16 protein-coding genes are annotated in these 19760 nt (G+C 65.0%); 8 read left to right on the plus strand and 8 right to left on the minus strand.

Annotated features, from left to right (window positions below):
- The first annotated feature begins 114 nt into the window (after positions 1 to 114).
- The 5 genes from V0U35_RS05010 to V0U35_RS05030 all read left to right on the plus strand — a co-directional run bounded on the left by V0U35_RS05010 (position 115) and on the right by V0U35_RS05030 (position 5582).
- Complete coding sequence (locus V0U35_RS05010) at positions 115 to 2415, plus strand: ATP-dependent helicase (protein ID WP_330195574.1); 2301 nt, start codon at positions 115 to 117, stop codon at positions 2413 to 2415.
- A 643-nt stretch (positions 2416 to 3058) separates the two neighbouring features.
- Positions 3059 to 3697 carry a hypothetical protein gene (locus V0U35_RS05015; RefSeq protein ID WP_330195575.1) on the plus strand — a complete coding sequence of 213 codons (639 nt, stop codon included), beginning with the start codon at positions 3059 to 3061 and terminating at the stop codon, positions 3695 to 3697.
- A 103-nt stretch (positions 3698 to 3800) separates the two neighbouring features.
- Entirely contained in the window at positions 3801 to 4664 is an 864-nt protein-coding gene (locus V0U35_RS05020) for a 50S ribosomal protein L11 methyltransferase (protein ID WP_330195576.1), read from the plus strand.
- A 148-nt stretch (positions 4665 to 4812) separates the two neighbouring features.
- Entirely contained in the window at positions 4813 to 5139 is a 327-nt protein-coding gene (locus tag V0U35_RS05025; protein ID WP_330195577.1) for an ArsR/SmtB family transcription factor, read from the plus strand.
- Positions 5136 to 5582: an ArsI/CadI family heavy metal resistance metalloenzyme gene (locus V0U35_RS05030; RefSeq protein WP_330195578.1), complete on the plus strand. Its 447-nt coding sequence runs from the start codon at positions 5136 to 5138 to the stop codon at positions 5580 to 5582. The genes V0U35_RS05025 and V0U35_RS05030 overlap by 4 nt, the downstream gene beginning before the upstream one ends.
- Here the strand turns inward: V0U35_RS05030 and V0U35_RS05035 are convergent, their stop codons facing one another.
- The gene (locus V0U35_RS05035) at positions 5583 to 5744 is read right to left on the minus strand and encodes a hypothetical protein (RefSeq protein WP_330195579.1); all 162 of its coding nucleotides are present in this window, start codon (positions 5742 to 5744) and stop codon (positions 5583 to 5585) included.
- Positions 5745 to 5900: 156 nt separating this feature from the next.
- Here V0U35_RS05035 and V0U35_RS05040 point away from each other — a divergent pair, with 156 nt between their 5' ends.
- Positions 5901 to 7724, plus strand: coding sequence for an aminopeptidase P family protein (locus V0U35_RS05040; RefSeq protein ID WP_330195580.1), 1824 nt, complete (start codon positions 5901 to 5903; stop codon positions 7722 to 7724).
- A complete protein-coding gene (locus V0U35_RS05045) occupies positions 7694 to 8266 on the plus strand; it encodes a hypothetical protein (RefSeq protein ID WP_330195581.1) in 573 nt (190 codons plus the stop codon). Before V0U35_RS05040 ends, V0U35_RS05045 begins: the two co-directional genes overlap by 31 nt.
- Before the next feature lie 274 nt (positions 8267 to 8540).
- Here the strand turns inward: V0U35_RS05045 and ligA are convergent, their stop codons facing one another.
- Positions 8541 to 10643 (minus strand): NAD-dependent DNA ligase LigA, encoded by a 2103-nt coding sequence (gene ligA / locus V0U35_RS05050; RefSeq protein WP_330195582.1) that lies wholly within the window; start codon positions 10641 to 10643, stop codon positions 8541 to 8543.
- Between the two features lie 113 nt (positions 10644 to 10756).
- On the opposite strand from ligA, the gene V0U35_RS05055 reads away from it, so the two are divergent.
- Positions 10757 to 12301 (plus strand): M20/M25/M40 family metallo-hydrolase, encoded by a 1545-nt coding sequence (locus V0U35_RS05055; protein WP_330195583.1) that lies wholly within the window; start codon positions 10757 to 10759, stop codon positions 12299 to 12301.
- Here the strand turns inward: V0U35_RS05055 and recN are convergent.
- The 6 genes from recN to V0U35_RS05085 form a co-directional block, all read right to left on the minus strand.
- A complete protein-coding gene (gene recN / locus V0U35_RS05060) occupies positions 12298 to 13998 on the minus strand; it encodes a DNA repair protein RecN (RefSeq protein ID WP_330195584.1) in 1701 nt (566 codons plus the stop codon). The two genes, V0U35_RS05055 and recN, sit on opposite strands and share 4 nt — an antisense overlap.
- Positions 13999 to 14021: 23 nt before the next feature.
- Entirely contained in the window at positions 14022 to 14861 is an 840-nt protein-coding gene (locus tag V0U35_RS05065; RefSeq protein WP_330195585.1) for an outer membrane protein assembly factor BamD, read from the minus strand.
- Between the two features lie 98 nt (positions 14862 to 14959).
- Entirely contained in the window at positions 14960 to 15865 is a 906-nt protein-coding gene (gene lpxC, locus V0U35_RS05070; protein WP_330195586.1) for a UDP-3-O-acyl-N-acetylglucosamine deacetylase, read from the minus strand.
- Between the two features lie 149 nt (positions 15866 to 16014).
- Positions 16015 to 17517, minus strand: a complete 1503-nt coding sequence (gene ftsZ, locus V0U35_RS05075; RefSeq protein WP_330195587.1) for a cell division protein FtsZ — start codon at positions 17515 to 17517, stop codon at positions 16015 to 16017.
- Positions 17518 to 17633: 116 nt separating this feature from the next.
- Positions 17634 to 18947, minus strand: coding sequence for a cell division protein FtsA (gene ftsA / locus V0U35_RS05080; protein ID WP_330195588.1), 1314 nt, complete (start codon positions 18945 to 18947; stop codon positions 17634 to 17636).
- Positions 18944 to 19723 (minus strand): cell division protein FtsQ/DivIB, encoded by a 780-nt coding sequence (locus V0U35_RS05085; protein WP_330195589.1) that lies wholly within the window; start codon positions 19721 to 19723, stop codon positions 18944 to 18946. Before V0U35_RS05085 ends, ftsA begins: the two co-directional genes overlap by 4 nt.
- Between the last annotated feature and the right edge of the window lie 37 nt (positions 19724 to 19760).

A 19760-nucleotide genomic window follows, 5' to 3' on the forward strand; every position in this document is an offset into this window, starting at 1 on the left:
GGGGTGGGGTGAAGAGGCCAATGGCATCCCTGTTCTCGACACGAGACACACACCGCCTGTACCCATTATGTTCCGATTTGGATTCCGGGCAGAACGGACTTAAGTCCTAAGACCATGACATCGCTTCCCCTCTCCCAGCAGGCCCGCCCGCAACCGCCCGGCATGCGCGGCGGCGCGACCTATCTCGACGGTCTGAACGCCGAGCAGCGCGCCGCAGTCGAGGCGATGGACGGGCCGGTTCTGGTGCTGGCGGGCGCGGGCACGGGAAAGACGCGGGTGCTGACGACGCGGCTGGGGCACATCCTGGCGACCGGGCGGGCGCGGCCCTGGGAAATCCTGTCGGTGACCTTCACCAACAAGGCTGCCCGCGAGATGAAGACCCGCGTGGGCGCGCTCATCGGGGAAGGCGTCGAGGGCCTGCCCTGGCTGGGGACGTTCCACTCCATCGCCGCGCAGATCTTGCGCCGCCATGCCGAGCTGGTGGAGCTGAAATCGAGCTACACCATTCTCGATACCGACGATCAGATCCGCCTGCTGCGTCAGTTGATCCAGGCCGAGGGCATCGACGAGAAACGCTGGACGCCGCGCTTTCTGGCCGCCCTGATCGATGGCTGGAAAAATCGCGGCCTGACGCCGGACAAGCTGCCGGAAGATGCGAAATGGTCCTTTGCCGACGGGCTGGGCCAGAAGCTGTACGAGGCGTATCAGGCGCGCCTGCAAATCCTCAACGCCTGCGATTTCGGCGATTTGCTGCTGCACAATCTGACGATTTTCCAGAACCATGCCGACGTGCTGGCGGAGTATCACAAGAAATTCCGCTACCTCCTCGTCGACGAGTACCAGGACACCAATGTCGCGCAGTATCTCTGGCTGCGCCTGCTCGCACGTGGCTCGAACAATATCTGCTGCGTAGGTGATGACGACCAGTCCATCTATGGCTGGCGCGGGGCCGAGGTCGACAACATCCTCCGCTTCGAAAAGGACTTCCCCGGCGCGACCGTGATCCGGCTGGAACGCAATTACCGCTCGACGGCGAACATTCTCGGGGCCGCATCCGGCCTCATCGCGGCGAACAAGGCACGGCTCGGCAAGACGCTGTGGACCGAGGACGATCCGGGCGAGCAGGTCCAGGTGCGCGGCATCTGGGACGGCGAGGCCGAAGCCCGTTTTGTCTCCGAGGAAATCGAAAACTGGGTGTCGAAAGGCCGCGCCTATTCCGACATCGCTGTGCTGGTGCGTGCGTCCTGGCAGATGCGGGCGTTTGAAGACCGCTTCCTGATGCTCGGCCTGCCCTACAAGGTGATCGGCGGGCCGCGCTTCTTCGAACGCCAGGAAATTCGCGACGCCCACGCCTATTTCCGCGTCGTGCGCTCGATCGATGACGATCTCGCTTTCGAACGCATCGTCAACACGCCCAAACGCGGCATCGGTCAGACCAGCGTGCAGAAGCTGATCCAGACCGCGCGCGCGGCGAATGTCTCGATGGCCGAAGCCGCGCGGATGATCGTGGAGACCGACGAGATCCGGGGCGGGGCGCGCACGGGGCTGAAAACGCTGCTGCGCGATATCGACCGCTGGGCGCACCAGGCCGAGACGATGCGCCATGACGAGCTCGCCGAGATCGTCCTCGACGAGAGCGGCTATACCGGCATGTGGCGCGAGGACAAGAGCCCGCAGGCCGCCGGCCGGCTCGACAACCTCAAGGAACTCGTGCGCTCGATGGGCGAGTTCGACACGCTCGAAGCCTATCTCGAACACGTCGCCCTCGTCTCCGATCTCGACACGGCAGGCGATGGCGAGGAAGTCTCGCTGATGACGCTGCACGCGGCGAAGGGGCTCGAATTCCCGTTCGTCTTCCTCCCGGGGTGGGAAGAGACGGTCTTCCCCTCCCAGCGTTCGCTCGACGAGGGCGGGACCAGCGCGCTCGAAGAGGAACGCCGCCTTGCTTATGTCGGCCTGACACGGGCGCGCGAGCAGGCCGTCATCACCTTTACCGCCAACCGGATGATTTTCGGCCGCTGGCAGTCGGTCCTGCCCTCGCGCTTCATCGACGAGTTGCCGCCGGCCCATGTCGAGGCGCGCTCGGAAACGGGCTATTACGATGGCGGCCCCGGATTTGAAGGCGTGCGCGAGCGCGCCGACCCGTTCAACTCCTCCTATTCCTCACCGGGCTGGAAACGCTTCCAGGACGCCCATGCGCAGGGCCGCAAGGGCTCGCAGCCGACACTGGAGGGCAAGGCCCGCCTCATCGACAGCGGATCATCGGCCTCGAAATGGAAGCCGGGCGACCGCGTGTTCCATGATAAATTCGGCTATGGCACGGTGAAAACCGCCGACGGCGCGAAACTCTCCGTTGCCTTCGACAAAGCGGGTGAAAAGAAGGTCGTGGATAGCTTTGTGAGAGGCGAGGCTTAGACCCTCCAATTGAAACCCCGGCCAAGCCGCGCCAGCGGCACGGAGCCGGGGCCTCCTCGTTTCAAAAAGGTCCCGGATCGGCTGCGCCGTCCGGGATTTCAGTGTGAAGTTTTTTCTCGTCACTCTCGAGTACCGAAGCGGTCAACAGGCCAGCTTTCCGCCTACGCAGGAAGCGCGTGACCTCTTCCCTCGCCCCTTTTAGAAGGGGAGAGGGTGGCGCGAAGCGCCGGGTGAGGGGTTGGTTCAAGGTCGAGCGCGATCCGGCCCGACCCCCTCACCTCAATCCTCTCCCCCAGAGGGGAGAGGAAGAAATTGCCCTCGAAACGGCCATAAAATTTGCCATCCCGGACGCGAAGCGATCCGGGACCCGAGGGCGCTTGACGTTCATGTTCCCGGGTCTGCGCCCGGGACTAGCCCGGGCTGGACCGGGATGACACCGTTTTCTTGGCTTCAGTTCGAAAGGAAGCCCAGGACTCTCACCGTTCCCCCGGCGGACGCCGGGGTCCAGACCGAAAAACCGGATCCTGACTTCCGTCGGGAAAACGATGTCTGTGATAATCGCGTCGCTGCACACCTCCCCCCAAAGGAACCCGCCCGCGTACTCCCGCGTTGAACCGTCAGAACGAACCGAGGAGACGAAACCATGTCCCGTTCCTTTTTACTGGCCGTATCCGGCTTTGCCCTTCTGGCCGCCTGCGCTGATCCCGACGACAGCGCGATGCGCGATAGCGATGAAGCCGTGCTGGACCAATCCAGCGTCGGGCTTCTGGAGGACAATGAAACCCTCGACGATGGCAGTGCCGAGACCGATGTCACCGACGATCTGGACTCCTACCAGAACGACATGCCCGGTTCAGACGGCGAGCTTGGCGACCCGATGGCCGATAGCGATGCCATGACAGACGACGCCATGACAGACGATGACGGCGAGCCGATCATCGACAATCCCGATGCCGAGGCCGACGTGATGGCCGACAGCCGCATGTCGGATTTCAACACCGATTTCGCCGGCATGTGGGGCACCGAACAGCAATGCGGCGGTTCGGGGTCGACCTGGGCGATCTCGGAATCCCTGATCTCCACCCCGTCGAACGTGGTCTGCACCGTGACCGGGATCGAGGAAGGTGCCGGTCAGGCCGTTGTCACCGCGACCTGCTCCGGTGAAACCGCCGATGGCGAAATAATGGAAGACAGCGAGCAGACCTTCACGCTCGCGGCCCAGGATGACGGCACCATCACGGTCAACCATCGCACCGAAGAAACGGTCGAACGCTGCATGTAACCCCTTCGTGTCAGTGACGACCCTCACAAGGCGGGCACCCGGCTATCCCCGGTGCCCGCTTTTGGTTTGGGACGCCGGCGTTTCGATTTGCTAGGCAAGGCGCATGACACTCTGGAAGCTTGCCTTTACCGGCCCGATCTCGCCGCTCTATGCCGCCGCAGAATGCCTCGACGGGGTCGAGGACAACCATCGCCTGTCCTGGTCCGTCTTCGAGGATGAGGGCGAGGAGACGGGGGCGCTGGAAATCCTCTTTGACGCTCCGCCCGATGAAGACCGCCAGCGCGCTGCGGTGTCCCTGGGAGCGGAGCATGAAGCGCGTATCCTGCCCCTGCCGGAAGAGGACTGGGTCAAGCTTTCACAGGCCGGATTGCCCCCCGTGATCGCCGGGCGGTTTGCGCTGCACGGCAGCCATGACGACGCGCCGGAGGGCAAGATCGCCATCCTGATCGAGGCCGGCCCCGCCTTCGGCACCGGCCATCACGGCACGACCAAGGGCTGCCTTCTTGCCTTTGACGCGATGCTGGAGGACGGGTTCAAACCCGCCACAATTCTCGATATCGGCACCGGCACCGGCGCGCTCGCCATTGCGGCTGCTAAGGTCCTGCCACGTGCGCGTATTGTCGCCAGCGATATTGATCCGGACGCAACCGAGGAAGCGCGCGCCAATTGCCGGACGAATGGCGTGGCCGATGCCGTCGATTGCTTCACGGCGGAAAACTTCAACCACATCAAGCTGATCGGCGCGAAGTTCGATCTTGTCTTCGCCAATATCCTCGCCGAACCGCTGGTCGATCTCGCCCCACAAATCGCTGCCGCCCTCAATCCGGGCGCACCGGCCATCCTCTCCGGCTTGCTGGTCGAGCAGGAGGCCATGGTGCGGTCCGCTTACGAGGCGCAAGGCCTGACCGTCACGGCCTGCGACCCGCTCGACGGCTGGGCGACACTGGTGGCGGTGAAAGGGGGCTGACCCCCTCACCTCAATCCTCTCCCCCAAGGGGGAGAGGACGATATCAGACCGCACATAACTCTGGCACACACTCCCGATCCGCTTCCCTAACAATCGGGCGGCCAAACCATCGCTTGACTCAATTCAATATATCGGGCTTTCTCGATATATGGATAAAATAGCTACGATCGAGGCGCTGGCGGCGCTGTCCCAGGAAACACGGTTCGACGTGTTCCGCCTGCTCGTCCGGGCCGGGCCGGAAGGCCTGCCCGCCGGTGAGATCGCCTTGCGGCTCGACACCCGCCAGAACACGATGTCGACCCATCTTGCCACGCTCGCCCGTGCCGGCCTTGTCACGGCGACCCGCGACGGCCGCTCGGTCCGCTATGCCGCAAATTTTTGCGGCATGCGGGCGGTCATCGACAATCTGATGAATGATTGTTGCTGCGGCGTGCCGGAAATCACCCAGCCCTTCCAGACAGGAGATGCCGCATGAAACGCTTTCACCTGAATTTGACGGTCCGCGATCTCGACCGCTCGGTTGCTTTCTACTCGACGCTGTTCGACCAGGAGCCGACCGTGAAGAAAGACGACTATGCCAAATGGATGCTCGATGACCCGTTCATCAACCTGTCGATTTCAACACGCGGCGACGCAGCCGGCATCAACCATGTCGGTATCCAGGCCCATGACGATGAGGAGCTCGCGCTCCTTCGCGAACGGCTGGTCAAGGCCGATGCTCCTATCCTCGACCAGGATGCCGTGACCTGCTGTTATGCGAATTCGAAGAAGGCGTGGATCAGCGATCCGGACGGCGTGTCCTGGGAGACCTTCGTGACCCACGGACACAGCACGTCCTATGGCGAAGGGACCGACGCGGTCGAGGCCGCCCTCAAGCCTGCGGCGACCAAGGCGAACAAGGCCTGCTGCGGGACCTGATCAGCGCGCTTTTCGTCCACGCAAGCCAGCACCGGCGAGGAAGGCATTGACGTCGGCGCTGGCGGCGCGGCGGCGCACGCCGGCGCGATGGCGCGCCCGGTCGAGCTGATGAGAGAAAGCCTCTCCGCCATTCAGGCGGAAGAATTCGATATGGTGGTTCATGGCGGGGCTCCATCGGTTAACGACCGGTGAAATGCGCCCGCCCGCGCCACTTCGCCAGAGCGGAAAACTCAATCCGGCCATGCGGAAATGCAGACGGCGATCGCATCTGCTGACTCCGCATTGAAAGGGCCGGGCCGCAGGCGTAGCTTGCCCGCCATGACCCAGTTCAAACCGCAATCCTTCGACGTGAAGGGCGGCCCGCAAGTCGGACGCGCCCATCTCCCCCTCCTCCGCGACGCACTGGCCGAGGCCGGTCTCGACGGCTTCGTCATCCCGCACGAGGACGAGTACAACAACGAGTACCTGCCCGACTGTAATGAGCGCCTTTCCTGGGCGACTGGCTTTACCGGCTCGGCCGGGGCCGCCGTCGTGCTGACGGGAAAGGCCGCGGTCTTCGCCGACGGACGCTATACCGTGCAGGTGCGCGAGCAGGTCGACGCGTCGATCTTCGAGATCCAGGACCTGATCGAGACGCCGCCCTATGACTGGGTTGGCAAGAATGCGCCGAAAGGCGCGAAGATCGGCTACGACCCGAAACTGCACAGCCCGGACGCGCTTGATCATTTCCATCGCGCCGCACGCAAGGCCGGTGCAGAAATGGTCGCGGTCGAGACCAATCCCATCGATACGGCGTGGCAGGACCGCCCGGCTCCGCCCGCAGCGCAGGTCCACCCCCATCCGATCGAGTTTGCCGGCGAGGACCACGCCAGCAAGCGTTCGCGCGTTGGTGAAGCCATCGCCGAAGACGGCGCAGACGCTGCGGCGATCACCGCTCCGCCTTCGCTGGCCTGGTTGTTCAATCTGCGCGGCGGCGACGTGGCACGCAGCCCGCTGGCGCTGGGTGCGGCCATTCTCAATGCGGATGGCACGGCGACGCTCTACATGGACCCCGAGAAGCTGACGGACGAAGCCCGGTCGCATCTGGGCAATGAGGTCGCAATCCGGCCCGAGGCCGAATTTGCCGCCGGTCTGGCCGAGCTGAAAGGCAAGGCTGTCAGCGTCGATCCCGCCCAGTCCTCGGCCTGGGTATTCGACCGGCTCCAGGCCGCCGGCGCGACGGTAAAGCGCCGCCGCGACCCGGTTGCGCTGCCCAAGGCGATCAAGAATTCCACCGAGATCGGCGGCGCGCGAAAGGCCCATGTCCGCGATGGTGCGGCGCTGACGCGCTTCCTGCACTGGCTCGACACCGAGGCGCAGTCGGGTGAGGTCAACGAGATTGAGGCCGCGATCAAGCTCGCCGAGTTCCGCGGCGAGCTGACCGATCTCAAAGACCTCTCCTTCGACACGATTTCCGGTTTCGGCAAGAACGGGGCTCTGCCCCATTACCGGGTTTCGGAAGCCTCGAATTTGAAACTGGCGCGCGGCTCGCTCTACCTCGTTGATTCCGGGGGCCAGTATCCGGACGGCACCACTGACGTGACCCGGACCGTGCCCATCGGCGAACCGACGGCGGAAATGCGCCGCCGCTTCACCCTGGTCCTGAAAGGCCATATCGCCCTGTCGACCGCGCGCTTCCCGCGCGGCACCAGCGGCGGTCAGCTCGACACGCTGGCGCGCCTGCCGCTGTGGATGAACGGGCTCGACTATGACCATGGCACCGGCCATGGCGTCGGCAGTTTCCTGGGGGTCCATGAAGGCCCGCAGCGTATCGCCAAGGCCGGATCGTCCGAGCCATTGAAACCCGGCATGATCGTCTCGAACGAGCCGGGCTACTACAAGGAACAGGAATACGGCATCCGGATCGAGAACCTGATTGTCGTGACTGAACTCGCTCCAGCGGGCGATGGCGACCGGGCAATGATGGGGTTTGAGAACCTCACGCTCGCGCCGATCCATCGCGGGCTCATCGATCTGGATATCCTGACCAGGGAGGAACGCGCCTGGGTCGATGCCTATCACGCCGACGTGCTGGCGAAGCTCGGGCCGAAACTCTCGGGCGAAACAGCTGAGTGGCTGAACGCCGCGTGCGCGCCCCTGTGATCCAGCTGCGGGCTGTCATTGTCGGGCTGGCAGCGTCGGTTGTCGCCGGCTGCTTTTATGCCGATGACCCGCTGATCCCGCGCCGTCATGCCCAGGAGCCGTTCGCGGAAGGGCATTACGTCCACGCGCCGGTCGATCCGGAGAATGGCGAGGAGTGGGCGGGGTCAACCTGGGAAGGCGAAATCCGCTACACGCGGGACCGGCGCTATCGCTCGAACGCGGAGAATTTCCCGCACCAGAATGCGCGCTTCCGCTCTCTCGGCGGCAATGTCTATCTCGCCGAAATCCCGGACCGGGATGGTGAGGATATCTATTCCTACGGGCTGGCATGGCTCTATGAGGGCGGTGTGATCACCTACCGCGCACCGCATTGCAGCGACCTCGCCGACGCCATGCGGACCGAACTCGGCATCGCCATGGACCAGGAAGGCCTGTGCCGTCTCGATGATCTGGAAACGGTGATGAATGCGATGACGGCCTGGCTCGAAGCCCATCAGGACGAAACCCTGCGCTTTGACGGGATTTACCGGCTGGTGGAGTAGGAGGAGCCCGGCCCATCCAGCAAATCCCTCATCCTGAGGTGCCCGCGAAGCGGGCCTCGAAGGATGGGAAGGCGCGCTCCTGCGTGCTTCGAGGCTCGCCTTCGGCTCGCACCTCAGCATGAGGAGGGTTCATCCCTCCACGCCCAACCCCTGAAACCCCGGCCAAGCCGCGCCAGCGGCGCGGAGCCGGGGCCTCCTCGTTTTAAAAAGGTCCGGGATCGCTTCGCGTCCGGGATTTCAGTTTTTTTCTCTTTCCCAAGGGGGAGAGGAAGAACTAACCCCCAATCAGGTCGAACCATTCGTCCTCGGTCAGGGTCTGGACGCCCAGTTCGGTGGCTTTCTTCAGCTTTGATCCGGCACCCGGACCGGCCACGAGAATATCCGTCTTGGCCGAGACCGACCCGGCGACCTTGGCCCCAAGGGATTGGGCTTTCGCCTTGGCCTCATCGCGTGTCATGCGCTCCAGTGACCCTGTAAAGACGACGGTCTTGCCCGCGACCGGCGTGTCGGTTGCCACCGCCTCGGCGTCTTCGACCGTGACTTCCGCGAGGAGCCGGTCGAGAACGCCCTGATTGTGCGGTTCGCCGAAGAAATCCGTCAGGGCTTCGACTGCGGCCGGGCCGACCCCATCGATATTGAGCAGTTCGGCGCGCGCGGCCTCGTCCTCAGCCCCGGCCTGGGCCGCCTTGCGCAGATCGGCGAATGCGCCATAGGCACGGGCAAAGACCCGCGAATTGGTCTCGCCGACATGACGGATACCAAGGGCGTTCAAGAAGCGCTCTGCGCCGATGGTCCGGCGCGCATCTATGGCCCCGAAGAGATTGGCGACCGACAACTCGCCGAAGCCTTCGCGCTCCTGCAGCGGCGGCTGGACGTCCCCGGCGTCATTGCGGGCCTTCAGCGTGAAAATGTCCGCCGGTTCGCGAACCAGGCCTTCCTCGTAGAAAGCCTCGATCTGTTTGGTCCCCAACCCTTCGATATCGAACGCCTTGCGCGAGACGAAATGCTTCAGGCGTTCGCGGGCCTGTGCCGCGCAGACGAGCCCGCCGGTACAGCGGCGCACCGCGTCGAGCTTGCCGGAGGCCTCGTCGTGCTCGCGCACCGCGTGACTGCCGCAGACCGGGCATTCGGTCGGGAAGTCGAAGGGCTGTGAGTCTGTCGGACGTTTGTCTTTGAGGACTTCGACGACCTGCGGGATGACATCACCGGCGCGCTGGATCACCACCGTGTCGCCGACGCGGATGTCCTTGCGCTCGATCTCGTCCTGATTGTGCAGGGTGGCGTTGGAAACCACGACGCCGCCGACGGTGACCGGCTCCAGCTTGGCGACCGGCGTGAGCGCGCCGGTTCGCCCGACCTGGATCTCGATGGCATTGAGGACCGTCGTCGCTTTTTCCGGCGAGAATTTGTGCGCGATGGCCCAGCGCGGCGCGCGGGCAACCTGTCCCAGCCGCTCCTGGTAGTCGAGCCGGTCGACCTTGTAGACGACGCCGTCAATGTCATAGCCGAGCCCGGCGCGGGCTTCCTCGATCTTGCGATAGACCGCCATCATCTCGTCGGCACCCGTAACGCGGGCCATGTCGCGATTGACCGGAAAGCCGAGCGTTTTAAGGCGGGCAACGGCTTCAAACTGGGTGTCAGCCAGCGGCTCGCTCACCTCGCCCCAGGCATAGGCAAAGAAGCGCAAGGGGCGCTGCGCGGTGATGGACGGGTCGATCTGGCGCAGCGATCCGGCTGCGGCATTGCGCGGATTCTTGTAGGCAGGCTTGCCGGCCTCGGCCTGCGCATCATTGAGCGCAGCAAAGTCGGCATGGCTCATATAGACCTCGCCGCGAACCTCCAGAACGTCCGGCGCGCCGTTGATCCGGTCGGGGATGTCGGCGAGCGTATTCAGATTGGCGGTGACGTTCTCGCCCGTTTCGCCATCGCCGCGCGTCGCGCCAGTGACGAGCACGCCCTTTTCGTAGCGCAGGCTCGCCGACAGGCCATCGATCTTGGGCTCGGCGGTAAACGCCAGCTCTTCGCCCTCACCCAGTCCCAGAAACCGCCGGACGCGGGCGACAAAGTCGGTGACATCCTCCTCGGTGAACGCATTGCCCAGCGAAAGCATGGGCCTGGCGTGACGCACCTCGCCGAACTTGCCGGACGGGGCGGCACCCAGCGTGCGGGTCGGGCTGTCGGGTGTGGCGAGTTCCGGGAAGCGCGCCTCGATCGCTTCGAGCTTCTGGCGCAGTGCATCATAGGCGGCGTCGGAGATTTTCGGCCGGTCGTCCTGATAGTAGGCCTTGTCGTGCGCGCGGATTTCTCCCGCGAGGCGGGCGTGCTCCGCACCGGCTTCCTCAAGGGTGAGATCGTCAACGTCTTTCAGCGCACTCATGGCCGGCTCGCGAAATTGTCAGAGGTCCGAATCCTATACGATCACGACTTTCTGGGGCAGCATGAACGGCAAGAAATTGCCGTGGAACTGCACCTGAAGGGGGACTTTCGGACATGACCAGACATCGCACCACCGCCGCGCTGGCGGCCGCTCTGCACATCACAGCACCGGCCGTGGGACAGGTCGATGCCGCCCGTGACGCCGCCGCCACTTACCGCGAAGCCAACGAGCGCGCGATCCTGACCGAAGCGATGGATTTGTTGCGCCTGCCGAATGTCGCGCCAAACCGCGAGGATATCCTCGCGAATGCGCACCACATCGTCGGCCTGATGGAAGCGCGCGGTATCGACGCCCGGATCCTTGAAGCCGGTGACGCCATGCCCGCCGTTTACGGTGAACTCTTCGTTCCTGGCGCGACGCGGACCGTGATGCTCTACGTCCATTATGACGGCCAGCCAGTGCAGCCGGAAAACTGGGCCAGTGACCCGTTTGACCCCGTTCTGCGTGCGGGGCGTCTGGAAGATGAAGCCGACATCGTCGACTTTGACGCGGCGGACAACTTCGACCCGGACTGGCGGATCTATGCCCGCTCCGCGAGTGACGACAAGACACCGCTGATCGCCATGCTGACCGCCATCGATGCGCTACGAGCCGCCGGACTGGGTCCGAATGTGAACATCAGATTCTTCCTCGAAGGCGAGGAGGAATACGGCTCGCCGCATCTGCGCGACTTGCTTGAAACGCATCGCGATCTCCTGGATGCCGACATCTGGCTCATTGCCGACGGCCCGATCGACCAGCGCGGCGATCCTCGCCTGATCCTCGGCGTCCGCGGCGTCACATCCATGTCGCTGACCATTCACGGTGCCGAGCGCGTTCTGCACAGCGGACACTACGGCAATGTCGCGCCCAATCCGGCGGCCCGTCTCGCCCATCTGATCACCTCGATGCGCGACGAAAATGGACGTATCCTGATCGAAGATTTCCACGACGGCATCGCGCCCATCCCAGAGGCGGCCGAGCAATTTATCGCCGATGGCGCATTCGACGAGGACAGCATCCTTGCCGAACCCGGCATTGCGCGCACCGAATATGGGCCCGGCGCGCCCTATGGCGAGGCGGTCATGGTGCCTGCACTCAACGTGTTGGGCCTCAGTTCCGGGGCGGTGGGAGACGAGACCCGCAATGCGGTGCCGGACCGGGCCGAGGCGGCCATCGGTTTCCGCATGGTGCCGGGCCAGACACTGGAGCATCTGCGCGCAGTCGTCCGCGACCATATCGAGGCGCAAGGCTATCTCGTGCTCGGCCGGGAACCGACATCCGAAGAACGCCTCGCCCACCCGATGATCGCCGAATTGCACTGGTCGTCGTCCGGGTACGAGGCTGCTGGCACGCCCGCTGACGCGCCGGAGATCACTTATCTGCATGGGCTAATGACCGAGGCGAGCGAGCGCCCGGTCCGGGTCGTCCCGCTGCTCGGGGGCAGCCTGCCGCTTGCCTATATCGCGGGCGTGACACAGACGCCGTTCGCCATCGTGCCGATCGTCAATCCCGACAATTCCCAGCACGCGCCGAACGAGAATATACGGCTGGGGAATTTCTGGGACGGGATCGAACTCTACGCCGTCCTGCTGAACGCGGACTGGGCGTTCGACTAGCCCGCCATCAGCTGACCGGCCTGTTCGCGCGCGGCGGCGGTGACTTCCGCGCCGGACAGCATGCGCGCGATCTCCTCGCGGCGCTCCTCGCCTGAAAGCGCCTTCAGCGAGGTGCGGACATGACCGTCGGTGGCCTCGTCCTTCTCGATCTTCCAGTGATGATCGGCGAGTGCGGCGACCTGCGGGCTGTGGGTGACGACCAGGGTCTGGCCTTTCGCGGCAAGCGTTTTCAACCGCTTGCCGACGGCATCGGCCACCGCCCCGCCCACGCCCTGGTCGACCTCGTCAAAGATCAGGACCAGGCCGTCATCGCCAGCGGCGAGGCAGACCTTGATGGCCAGTGCGAACCGCGACAGCTCGCCGCCTGAAGCAATCTTGTCGAGCGCGCCGAAGGGTGATCCGGGATTGGTCGCGACCTCGAAGGCCACGCGGTCGCGCCCGTTCGGACCGGCCTTCTCAGGATCGCTCGCCACAGTCACTCGGAACTTCGCCTTGTCCAGCTTCAAGGGCGGCAACTCTTTCGCCACGGCGGCCTCCAGCGCCTTGGCGGCCTTTTCGCGGGTCGTGGTCAGGACTTTCGCGGCTCGGTCGAACGCGGACTGCGCTGCCGCGAGCACTTTCTCGGCTTCCTTCAACCGGTCGTCGGCATGCTCGATCGCATCGAGCCGTTCGGCGAGGTCGCCGCGCAGTCCCGGCAATTCATCGACGGTCACGTCGTGTTTCCGGGCCGCGGCGCGCAGCGCGAACAGGCGTTCCTCGACCGCGTTGAGCCGGCCCGGCTCGACTTCGAAACTCGCGGCCGCATCCGCACACGCGTCCTCGGCTTCGGTGAATTCGATCAGGGCCCGGTCGAGTGCGCCGGTCGCCCGTTCAAGCGAGGCGCGCGCCTCGGCTGCCGGCCCTTCACTGGCCTGGCCCAGTCCGTCACGAACCCGTTCAAGGCCGCGCAAGGCTGCGCTCAAACGGTTCGCCATACCGCCATCAGCCTGCAATGCGTCGGTCGCGGTCTGAAGCTCGGCCAGCGCCTGCTCGGCGCTTTGCAGGAATTTGCGTTCCTCGGCGAGCGCCGGCTCTTCGCCCGTACGCGGATTGAGCGCATCAAGCGCTTCAAGGGCATGGCGCAGAAACTCTTCTTCTTCGGCGGCATTCACCTTGGCACGCGTCAGTTCCTCGACACGGGCCATCGCCTTTCCCAGCTCGCCCCACGCCTTGCGGACGGCGTCGCGTTCGGCCTCGTTGCGGGCAAAGGCGTCGAGCAGGCCACGATGGGATTTCGGGTCGAGCAGACCGCGGCCGTCGTGCTGGCCGTGAACCTCGATCAAGAGATCGCCAAGCGATTTCAGGAGGCCGACGCTGGCCGGCTGATCGTTGACATAGGCCTGGCTGCGCCCGTCGGCGGTCAGGCGGCGGCGCAGGATAACCGGTTCGCCCGGCTCGATGGCGAGCCCGGCATCGGTGATCACGGACCGCGCCAGATGGTCGTCGGCAATATCGAAGACCGCCGTTGCGGCCGCTTCGTCGCTGCCGGCGCGAACGAGACCCCGGTCCGCCCGTTCACCGGCGGCCAGGCCAAGAGCCCCGAGAAGTATGGATTTACCCGCCCCGGTCTCACCGGTCAGGGCGCAAAGCCCGCCTGCAAATTCCGCCTGCAAGGCTTCGATCAGAACAACATTGCGAATGGTGAGGGAGGTCAGCATGCGCGGGGCGCCCGCCCTCCGGCCTAGCTGAACAGGCGGTCGAGCGCCCGGCGCCAGTAGGACGGGTCTCTGTCGTTCAACTCGCTGTTGGGGATGGCGATGCCTTCCCGGTTCAGCAGGCGATAGCTGTCCTCATACCAGCGGCTTCCCGGAAAATTGTAGCCGAGAACCGCGGCGACCTGGCTGGCTTCCTCGTCAACGCCAAGACCGACATAGGCCTCGACGAGCCGGTGCAGCGCCTCGGGTGTGTGCGACGTGGTCTGGAAGTCCCGGACGACAGTCCGGAAGCGGTTGATCGCGGCCAGGTGATAGCCCCGGCGCAGATACCAGCGGCCGATTTCCATTTCCTTGCCGGCCAGGTGGTCACGCGTCATGTCGATTTTCAGGCGCGCATCCTGGGCATAGCGGCTTTGCGGGTAGCGGCGGACAACCTGCTGGAGCGCTTCCATCGCCTGGACCGTCATCTGCTGGTCGCGGCCTACATCCATGATGCGCTCGAAATGGCTGATCGCGATCAGGTAATAGGCATAGGGCGCACTGCGATTGCCCGGGTGGAGCGAAATGAAGCGCTCGGCGTCGGAAATCGCCTCGTCGTAATTATTGGCCTGATAGTTGGCGAAAGCCGCCATCAGCATCGACCGCCGCGCCCACTCCGAATAGGGGTGCTGGCGCTCGACCTCGTCAAACAGGTCCGCAGCCGTGGAGTACTGGCGGCGCTCCATCTGCGTCATCGCCTGCGCATAGATGGTTTCGGCCGGGCGTTCGACATAGACGGTCGAGGCTGACACCCGGTTGCGCTGAGAGCAGGAGGCTGCGGCCAGGGCCAGCAACATGACGAGGAAAATACGCGAAACGGGCGGCATGCAGGCTCCTGAAGTCCGGTGCGCCTAGATGTTGGCACGGTCAATCGGAAGAGCGTTGTAACCGATGCCTGCGCCGCGTCCAAGCGCGGCGTCAGCGGTCAGGAACGCGCGGCCGCGGACGGCGAGGACACGGCGTCGGAAAGCGACACCATCTTCCAGGCCGAAGTGTCGGCGAGCAGGGCTTTCAGGGCTGCATTGTTCAGGGCATGGCCCGGCTGGTGTGCCTGGTAGAGGCCGAGGATGGGCGCGCCCGCGAGATAGAGATCGCCCAACGCATCGAGCGCCTTGTGACGGGCGAATTCGTCCGCGAAACGCAGGCCTTCTTCGTTGATGACACCCGAATCGTCGAGCACGACGGCATTGTCCATCGACCCGCCCAGCGCCAAACCGGCGGCCCGCATGGCATCGACGTCGCGCTTGAACCCGAAGGTCCGCGCGGATGCGACATCACCGGCGAAAATCTCCGGCGAGATGTCAAAAGCGCAGTGCTGGCGGCCGACGGCCGGATGCGGGAAGGAAATCTCGACATCGATGACGGGCTTCAGCGATGGCAGGAATGCCGCCGTCCGGCCCTGGAATTCGACAGACACGGACTTGAGCACGCGAATGGCACGGCGCGGAGCGGCGCTGGCTTTCAGGCCCGCGCGGCGGATCAATTCAACAAACGGGGCCGAGGAGCCATCCATGACCGGGACTTCCGGACCGTCGATCTCGACCAGGAGGTCATCGACCCCGAGGCCGGCCAGCGCCGCCATCAGGTGTTCGACCGTCGCGACAGAAGCGCCCGCCTCGTTCGCGATCGTCGTGCCCAGGCGGATGCCGGTCACGTTAGCGGCGCGCGCCTCGATCCGATTGTCGTGACCCGTGATATCGGAGCGCTCGAATACAATACCGGCACCGGGAGCCGCAGGTTTGAGAACCATACGGACATGTTCGCCGCTGTGCAGGCCGATGCCCGCACAGACGGCCGCCGAGGCCAAGGTATGCCGATTGAACGCGCTCACAATACTTTACTCTTTCAGCCCCGCTTGGCTGGCCCGGAACGGGTCCGGCCCAGTTTTCCACAGGCCAACCTAGCGGCGTTGTGCAGCGCCGCAATTAAAGCATTGTTGCGGTTTGTTACGTCGGCGTGGAACTGCCCGGAAGCCCTGCCCTAATTGGCCTGGCGGCGCAGGAAGGCCGGGATTTCCAGATCGCCTTCCTCACCGGCATCGCCGAAGAGGTCTCCGGTTGCCCGTGCGGGTCCCTGCTGGGTTGCTGCACGGGTCTGTTGCGGTGCGGTTTTCTGAACCGGAGCCATCGGGCGCTTCTTCCGGCTGAACAGCGAGAAGGGCGAGCGGCTTTCTTCCTGTTCGGCTTCTTCGGGCGCAGCGGGCGCGGTGGTGAAGCGCGACGCTTCCGCGGCAACGCGTTCCTGGTCGCGCACGACCTGGGGACGGTCATCCACGAAGGGATCGCTGAAATCGGCTTCGGCCTCTCCTGCCACCGGGTCGAAGTCCTCGACCGGCGCGATCTCCTCGCGGGCGGCAGCTTGTTCCTCGACCGGCTCCGGCCGGACGTCCTCAGCAATTTTCGGCTCGGCGCGATCCATCATGCGGCGGACCATCGGCTCGCGCTGCGGCTGGCGATTGTTGATCGCGGCCGGCTCGACGCGGCGGCGGTTCTGGTGACGCGGATCGACGGCCTCGACTTCCGCGTCAATGCCGGTCGCGACGACCGACACGCGCATCTTACCTTCCATCGACTCGTCAAAGGTCGAACCGACGATGATGTTGGCTTCCGGGTCGACCTCGGCGCGAATCTCGTTCGCGGCCTCGTCGAGTTCGTACAGCGTCATGTCGTAGCCGCCGGTGATATTGATGAGGACGCCGGTGGCTCCCTTCATCGACACATCGTCCAGAAGCGGATTGGCAATGGCGGCATGCGCGGCCTCGATGGCGCGCTTCTCGCCGGACGCTTCGCCGGTTCCCATCATCGCCTTGCCCATCTCGTTCATCACCGCGCGAACGTCGGCGAAATCAAGATTGATCAGGCCGGGCATGACCATCAGGTCGGTAATGCCGCGAACGCCGGAATGGAGGACCTGGTCGGCCATGCCAAACGCTTCGGCAAAGGTCGTCTTCTCGGTGGCGATGCGGAAGAGGTTCTGGTTAGGGATGATGATCAACGTGTCGACATGCTGTTGCAGCTGGTCGATACCGGCATCGGCGATCTTCATCCGGCGCGAGCCTTCGAAGTGGAAGGGCTTGGTCACGACGCCGACGGTCAGGATTCCCTGTTCGCGCGCGGCGCGGGCGATGACCGGAGCCGCACCGGTTCCTGTGCCGCCGCCCATGCCGGCGGTGATGAACACCATGTGCGCGCCGGCCAGCTGTTCCATGATTTCAGGCAGGGAGTCCTCGGCCGACTGTTCACCGACTTCGGGGCGCGCCCCGGCTCCGAGGCCTTCGGTGATCTGGCCGCCCATCTGGATGCGGCGCTCGGTCTTGGACCGGGTCAGCGCTTGTGCATCGGTATTGGCGACGACAAAGTCGACCCCTTCGAGCTGTGCCTCGATCATGTTGTTGACGGCGTTTCCGCCAGCGCCCCCGACGCCAAAGACGAGGATGCGGGGACGAAGTTCCGTCGTTTCCGGCACAGATAGATTCAGGGACATGGACCACTCCGAATACGAAGCATAAAGGTTAACAGCGATTCTCTCGCTAATGTTTCCTTCACCGCTTAATCGCGCGTTAAATCCATCAGAAATTCTTCTGCGACTTACACGCTGATTCAGAAGGATTCGGCAAGCCAGCGCCAGATCGAACGGCGCTGTCCCTCTGCAGCAGCGAACTTGCGGCCACCGGGCGCGCCGACCCGCGGCGGACCTGAAATCGCCTCGGCCGCACCTTTTGATTCCCGCAGGATGACGCCTGCCGCGGCCGAGAAGCCTGGTCCGGACACGGCATCGCCCAGCCCCGCCGCGCCTTCCGGCCAGGCGATGCGGGCCTGACGCCCGAAGACACGGGCGGCGACTTCACAGGTGCCCGGCAACTGCGCCGCGCCACCCGTAAGAACCAGCCGCCGCTCCGACGCGCGCCCGGCTCCGCCCGCTTCCAGGCGGTCACGCAGCAGTTCGAACGTCTCTTCCAGCCGCGGCCGGATGATGGCGTTCAGCAGGGATCGCGGCTGCGACATCATCCGGTCGGACTCGCCGGCGACCGGCGGTGTCTCGATCATCTCCCGGTCGTCGTCCGGGCTGTCGAGGGCCGAGCCATAGAGGATCTTGATGCGTTCAGCCGACACCAGCGGTGTGGACAGGCCACGCGCGACATCCTTGGTCACGTGCGCCCCGCCCAGCGGTACCGCGTCGACATGCAATAGTGCGCCGTCGCTGAAGACGGCGGCAGAGGTCGCACCCGCACCCATGTCGATGAGCGTCGCGCCCATCTGCATCTCGTCTTCAGACAATGCGGCCAGTGCAGACGCGTACGGCGTCACCACCACGCCTTTCAGATCGAGATGCGAAGCCTCGATGCAATTGAGCAGATTGCGCAAGGGTCCGGCGGCGGCGGTAACCACGTGGACCACGACGCCCAGCTTGCGCCCGAACATCCCGCGCGGGTCATCGACCCCGGCATGGTCATCGACCGTCCAGCCCATCGGGAAGGCGTGCAGCACGACCCGGTCGGCGGCGTCGGCTTCGGCGAGCGCGGCGTCGAGCGCGCGCTTCAAGTCCCGGTCTGTGACTTCGCGGGCCGAGAGCGGCGCTTCGACCTGGACCCGTACACTCTGGATCTTGCCCGCCGTCAGGGTGACGGTCGCCGCGCTGACGGCAAGGCCGGCCATGCGTTCGGCGCGCTCCACGGCGGTGCGGATGGAGTCGCGCGCCTGGTCCATGTCAACGACCGCGCCGGCGCGGATGCCGCGCGCGGGCTGGTGGCCGACGCCGATAACGCGCGGCCTGGTTCCGGTCGCGGTTTCCTCGTTGCGCGAGATGAAACAGGTGATTTTCGACGAGCCCAGATCGAGCGCGGCGCACACGCCGGGCTTGGCCGGCTGGCCACCGGCCGAGGACTGACCTCCGAAACCGGGAAGACGGATCATGCCTCGCGGTCTCCCCGGTCGGAGCGTTCGCGCAGGATCATCTCGCCGGGCTCGCGCATGTCGATGCTTTCCGCTTCAAGGCGCAGAATGCCGCGCTCGGCGTGCATGGCGGCGAGCAGTGCCAAGGCAGCACCCGCCTCGTCCTCGGGCAATTTCACGTCCATTCCGGAATCCAGCCGGAGATTCCAGCGGCGATCTCCGACCCGGACCGCGGCGACGACCCGTTCGGCGATGGCGGGGTGATGGCCCAGAGTATCGATCAGTTCGGCGGCGGCGGCATTGGCCCCCGCATCCACGACCAGCGGCAGGTCGGGATAGGCGCTGGCATCGGCCTCGGTCAGGACAATGCCATCGCGGTCAATCAGGCTGATCCGGCCTTCATACTGCCAGAGTGCAAAGCCGGTCCGCGGCTCGACGACCACGGCAACGCGATTGGGCCACAGGCGCGCAACCTGGGCCCGGCGGACCCAGGGCAGAGCCTCGACACTGTCCCGCGAACGGGCCGCATCGAACGCGAAGATCGACTCGCCTTCCACAGCGCCTGAAGCAGCAGCGGCTTCGGTGGCGAGTTCAGCCGTAGCGCCGGTCACGTCGACGGCTTCGATGCGGAAACCGAGCGCGGCCATCTGGTCGCGCGTGGACTGGCCGATGGAGTCGGTAACGTCATCGAGCTGTCCGAACAGCGCCAGCGCCCCGATGAAGAGAAGAAGCAGGCCGGCGGCGACGCTCGCGCCCAGGCGTGCGGCATTGGCCGCGCGGTATCGCGCGCTGCGCATCTGGGCCTCTGCCCAGTTACGCAAACGCCGCGGGGTT

The sequence above is a fragment of the Hyphobacterium marinum genome, from assembly GCF_036330325.1.
GTDB lineage: Bacteria > Pseudomonadota > Alphaproteobacteria > Caulobacterales > Maricaulaceae > Hyphobacterium > Hyphobacterium marinum.

Bases quoted from the DNA above. Each gene is read 5' to 3' on its own strand.
- V0U35_RS05010 (WP_330195574.1), top strand. From the start codon at position 115: ATGACATCGCTTCCCCTCTCCCAGCAGGCCCGCCCGCAACCGCCCGGC.
- V0U35_RS05015 (WP_330195575.1), top strand. From the start codon at position 3,059: ATGTCCCGTTCCTTTTTACTGGCCGTATCCGGCTTTGCCCTTCTGGCC.
- V0U35_RS05020 (WP_330195576.1), top strand. From the start codon at position 3,801: ATGACACTCTGGAAGCTTGCCTTTACCGGCCCGATCTCGCCGCTCTAT.
- V0U35_RS05025 (WP_330195577.1), top strand. From the start codon at position 4,813: ATGGATAAAATAGCTACGATCGAGGCGCTGGCGGCGCTGTCCCAGGAA.
- V0U35_RS05030 (WP_330195578.1), top strand. From the start codon at position 5,136: ATGAAACGCTTTCACCTGAATTTGACGGTCCGCGATCTCGACCGCTCG.
- V0U35_RS05035 (WP_330195579.1), bottom strand. From the start codon at position 5,744: ATGAACCACCATATCGAATTCTTCCGCCTGAATGGCGGAGAGGCTTTC.
- V0U35_RS05040 (WP_330195580.1), top strand. From the start codon at position 5,901: ATGACCCAGTTCAAACCGCAATCCTTCGACGTGAAGGGCGGCCCGCAA.
- ligA (WP_330195582.1), bottom strand. From the start codon at position 10,643: ATGAGTGCGCTGAAAGACGTTGACGATCTCACCCTTGAGGAAGCCGGT.
- V0U35_RS05055 (WP_330195583.1), top strand. From the start codon at position 10,757: ATGACCAGACATCGCACCACCGCCGCGCTGGCGGCCGCTCTGCACATC.
- recN (WP_330195584.1), bottom strand. From the start codon at position 13,998: ATGCTGACCTCCCTCACCATTCGCAATGTTGTTCTGATCGAAGCCTTG.
- V0U35_RS05065 (WP_330195585.1), bottom strand. From the start codon at position 14,861: ATGCCGCCCGTTTCGCGTATTTTCCTCGTCATGTTGCTGGCCCTGGCC.
- ftsZ (WP_330195587.1), bottom strand. From the start codon at position 17,517: ATGTCCCTGAATCTATCTGTGCCGGAAACGACGGAACTTCGTCCCCGC.
- ftsA (WP_330195588.1), bottom strand. From the start codon at position 18,947: ATGATCCGTCTTCCCGGTTTCGGAGGTCAGTCCTCGGCCGGTGGCCAG.
- V0U35_RS05085 (WP_330195589.1), bottom strand. From the start codon at position 19,723: ATGCGCAGCGCGCGATACCGCGCGGCCAATGCCGCACGCCTGGGCGCG.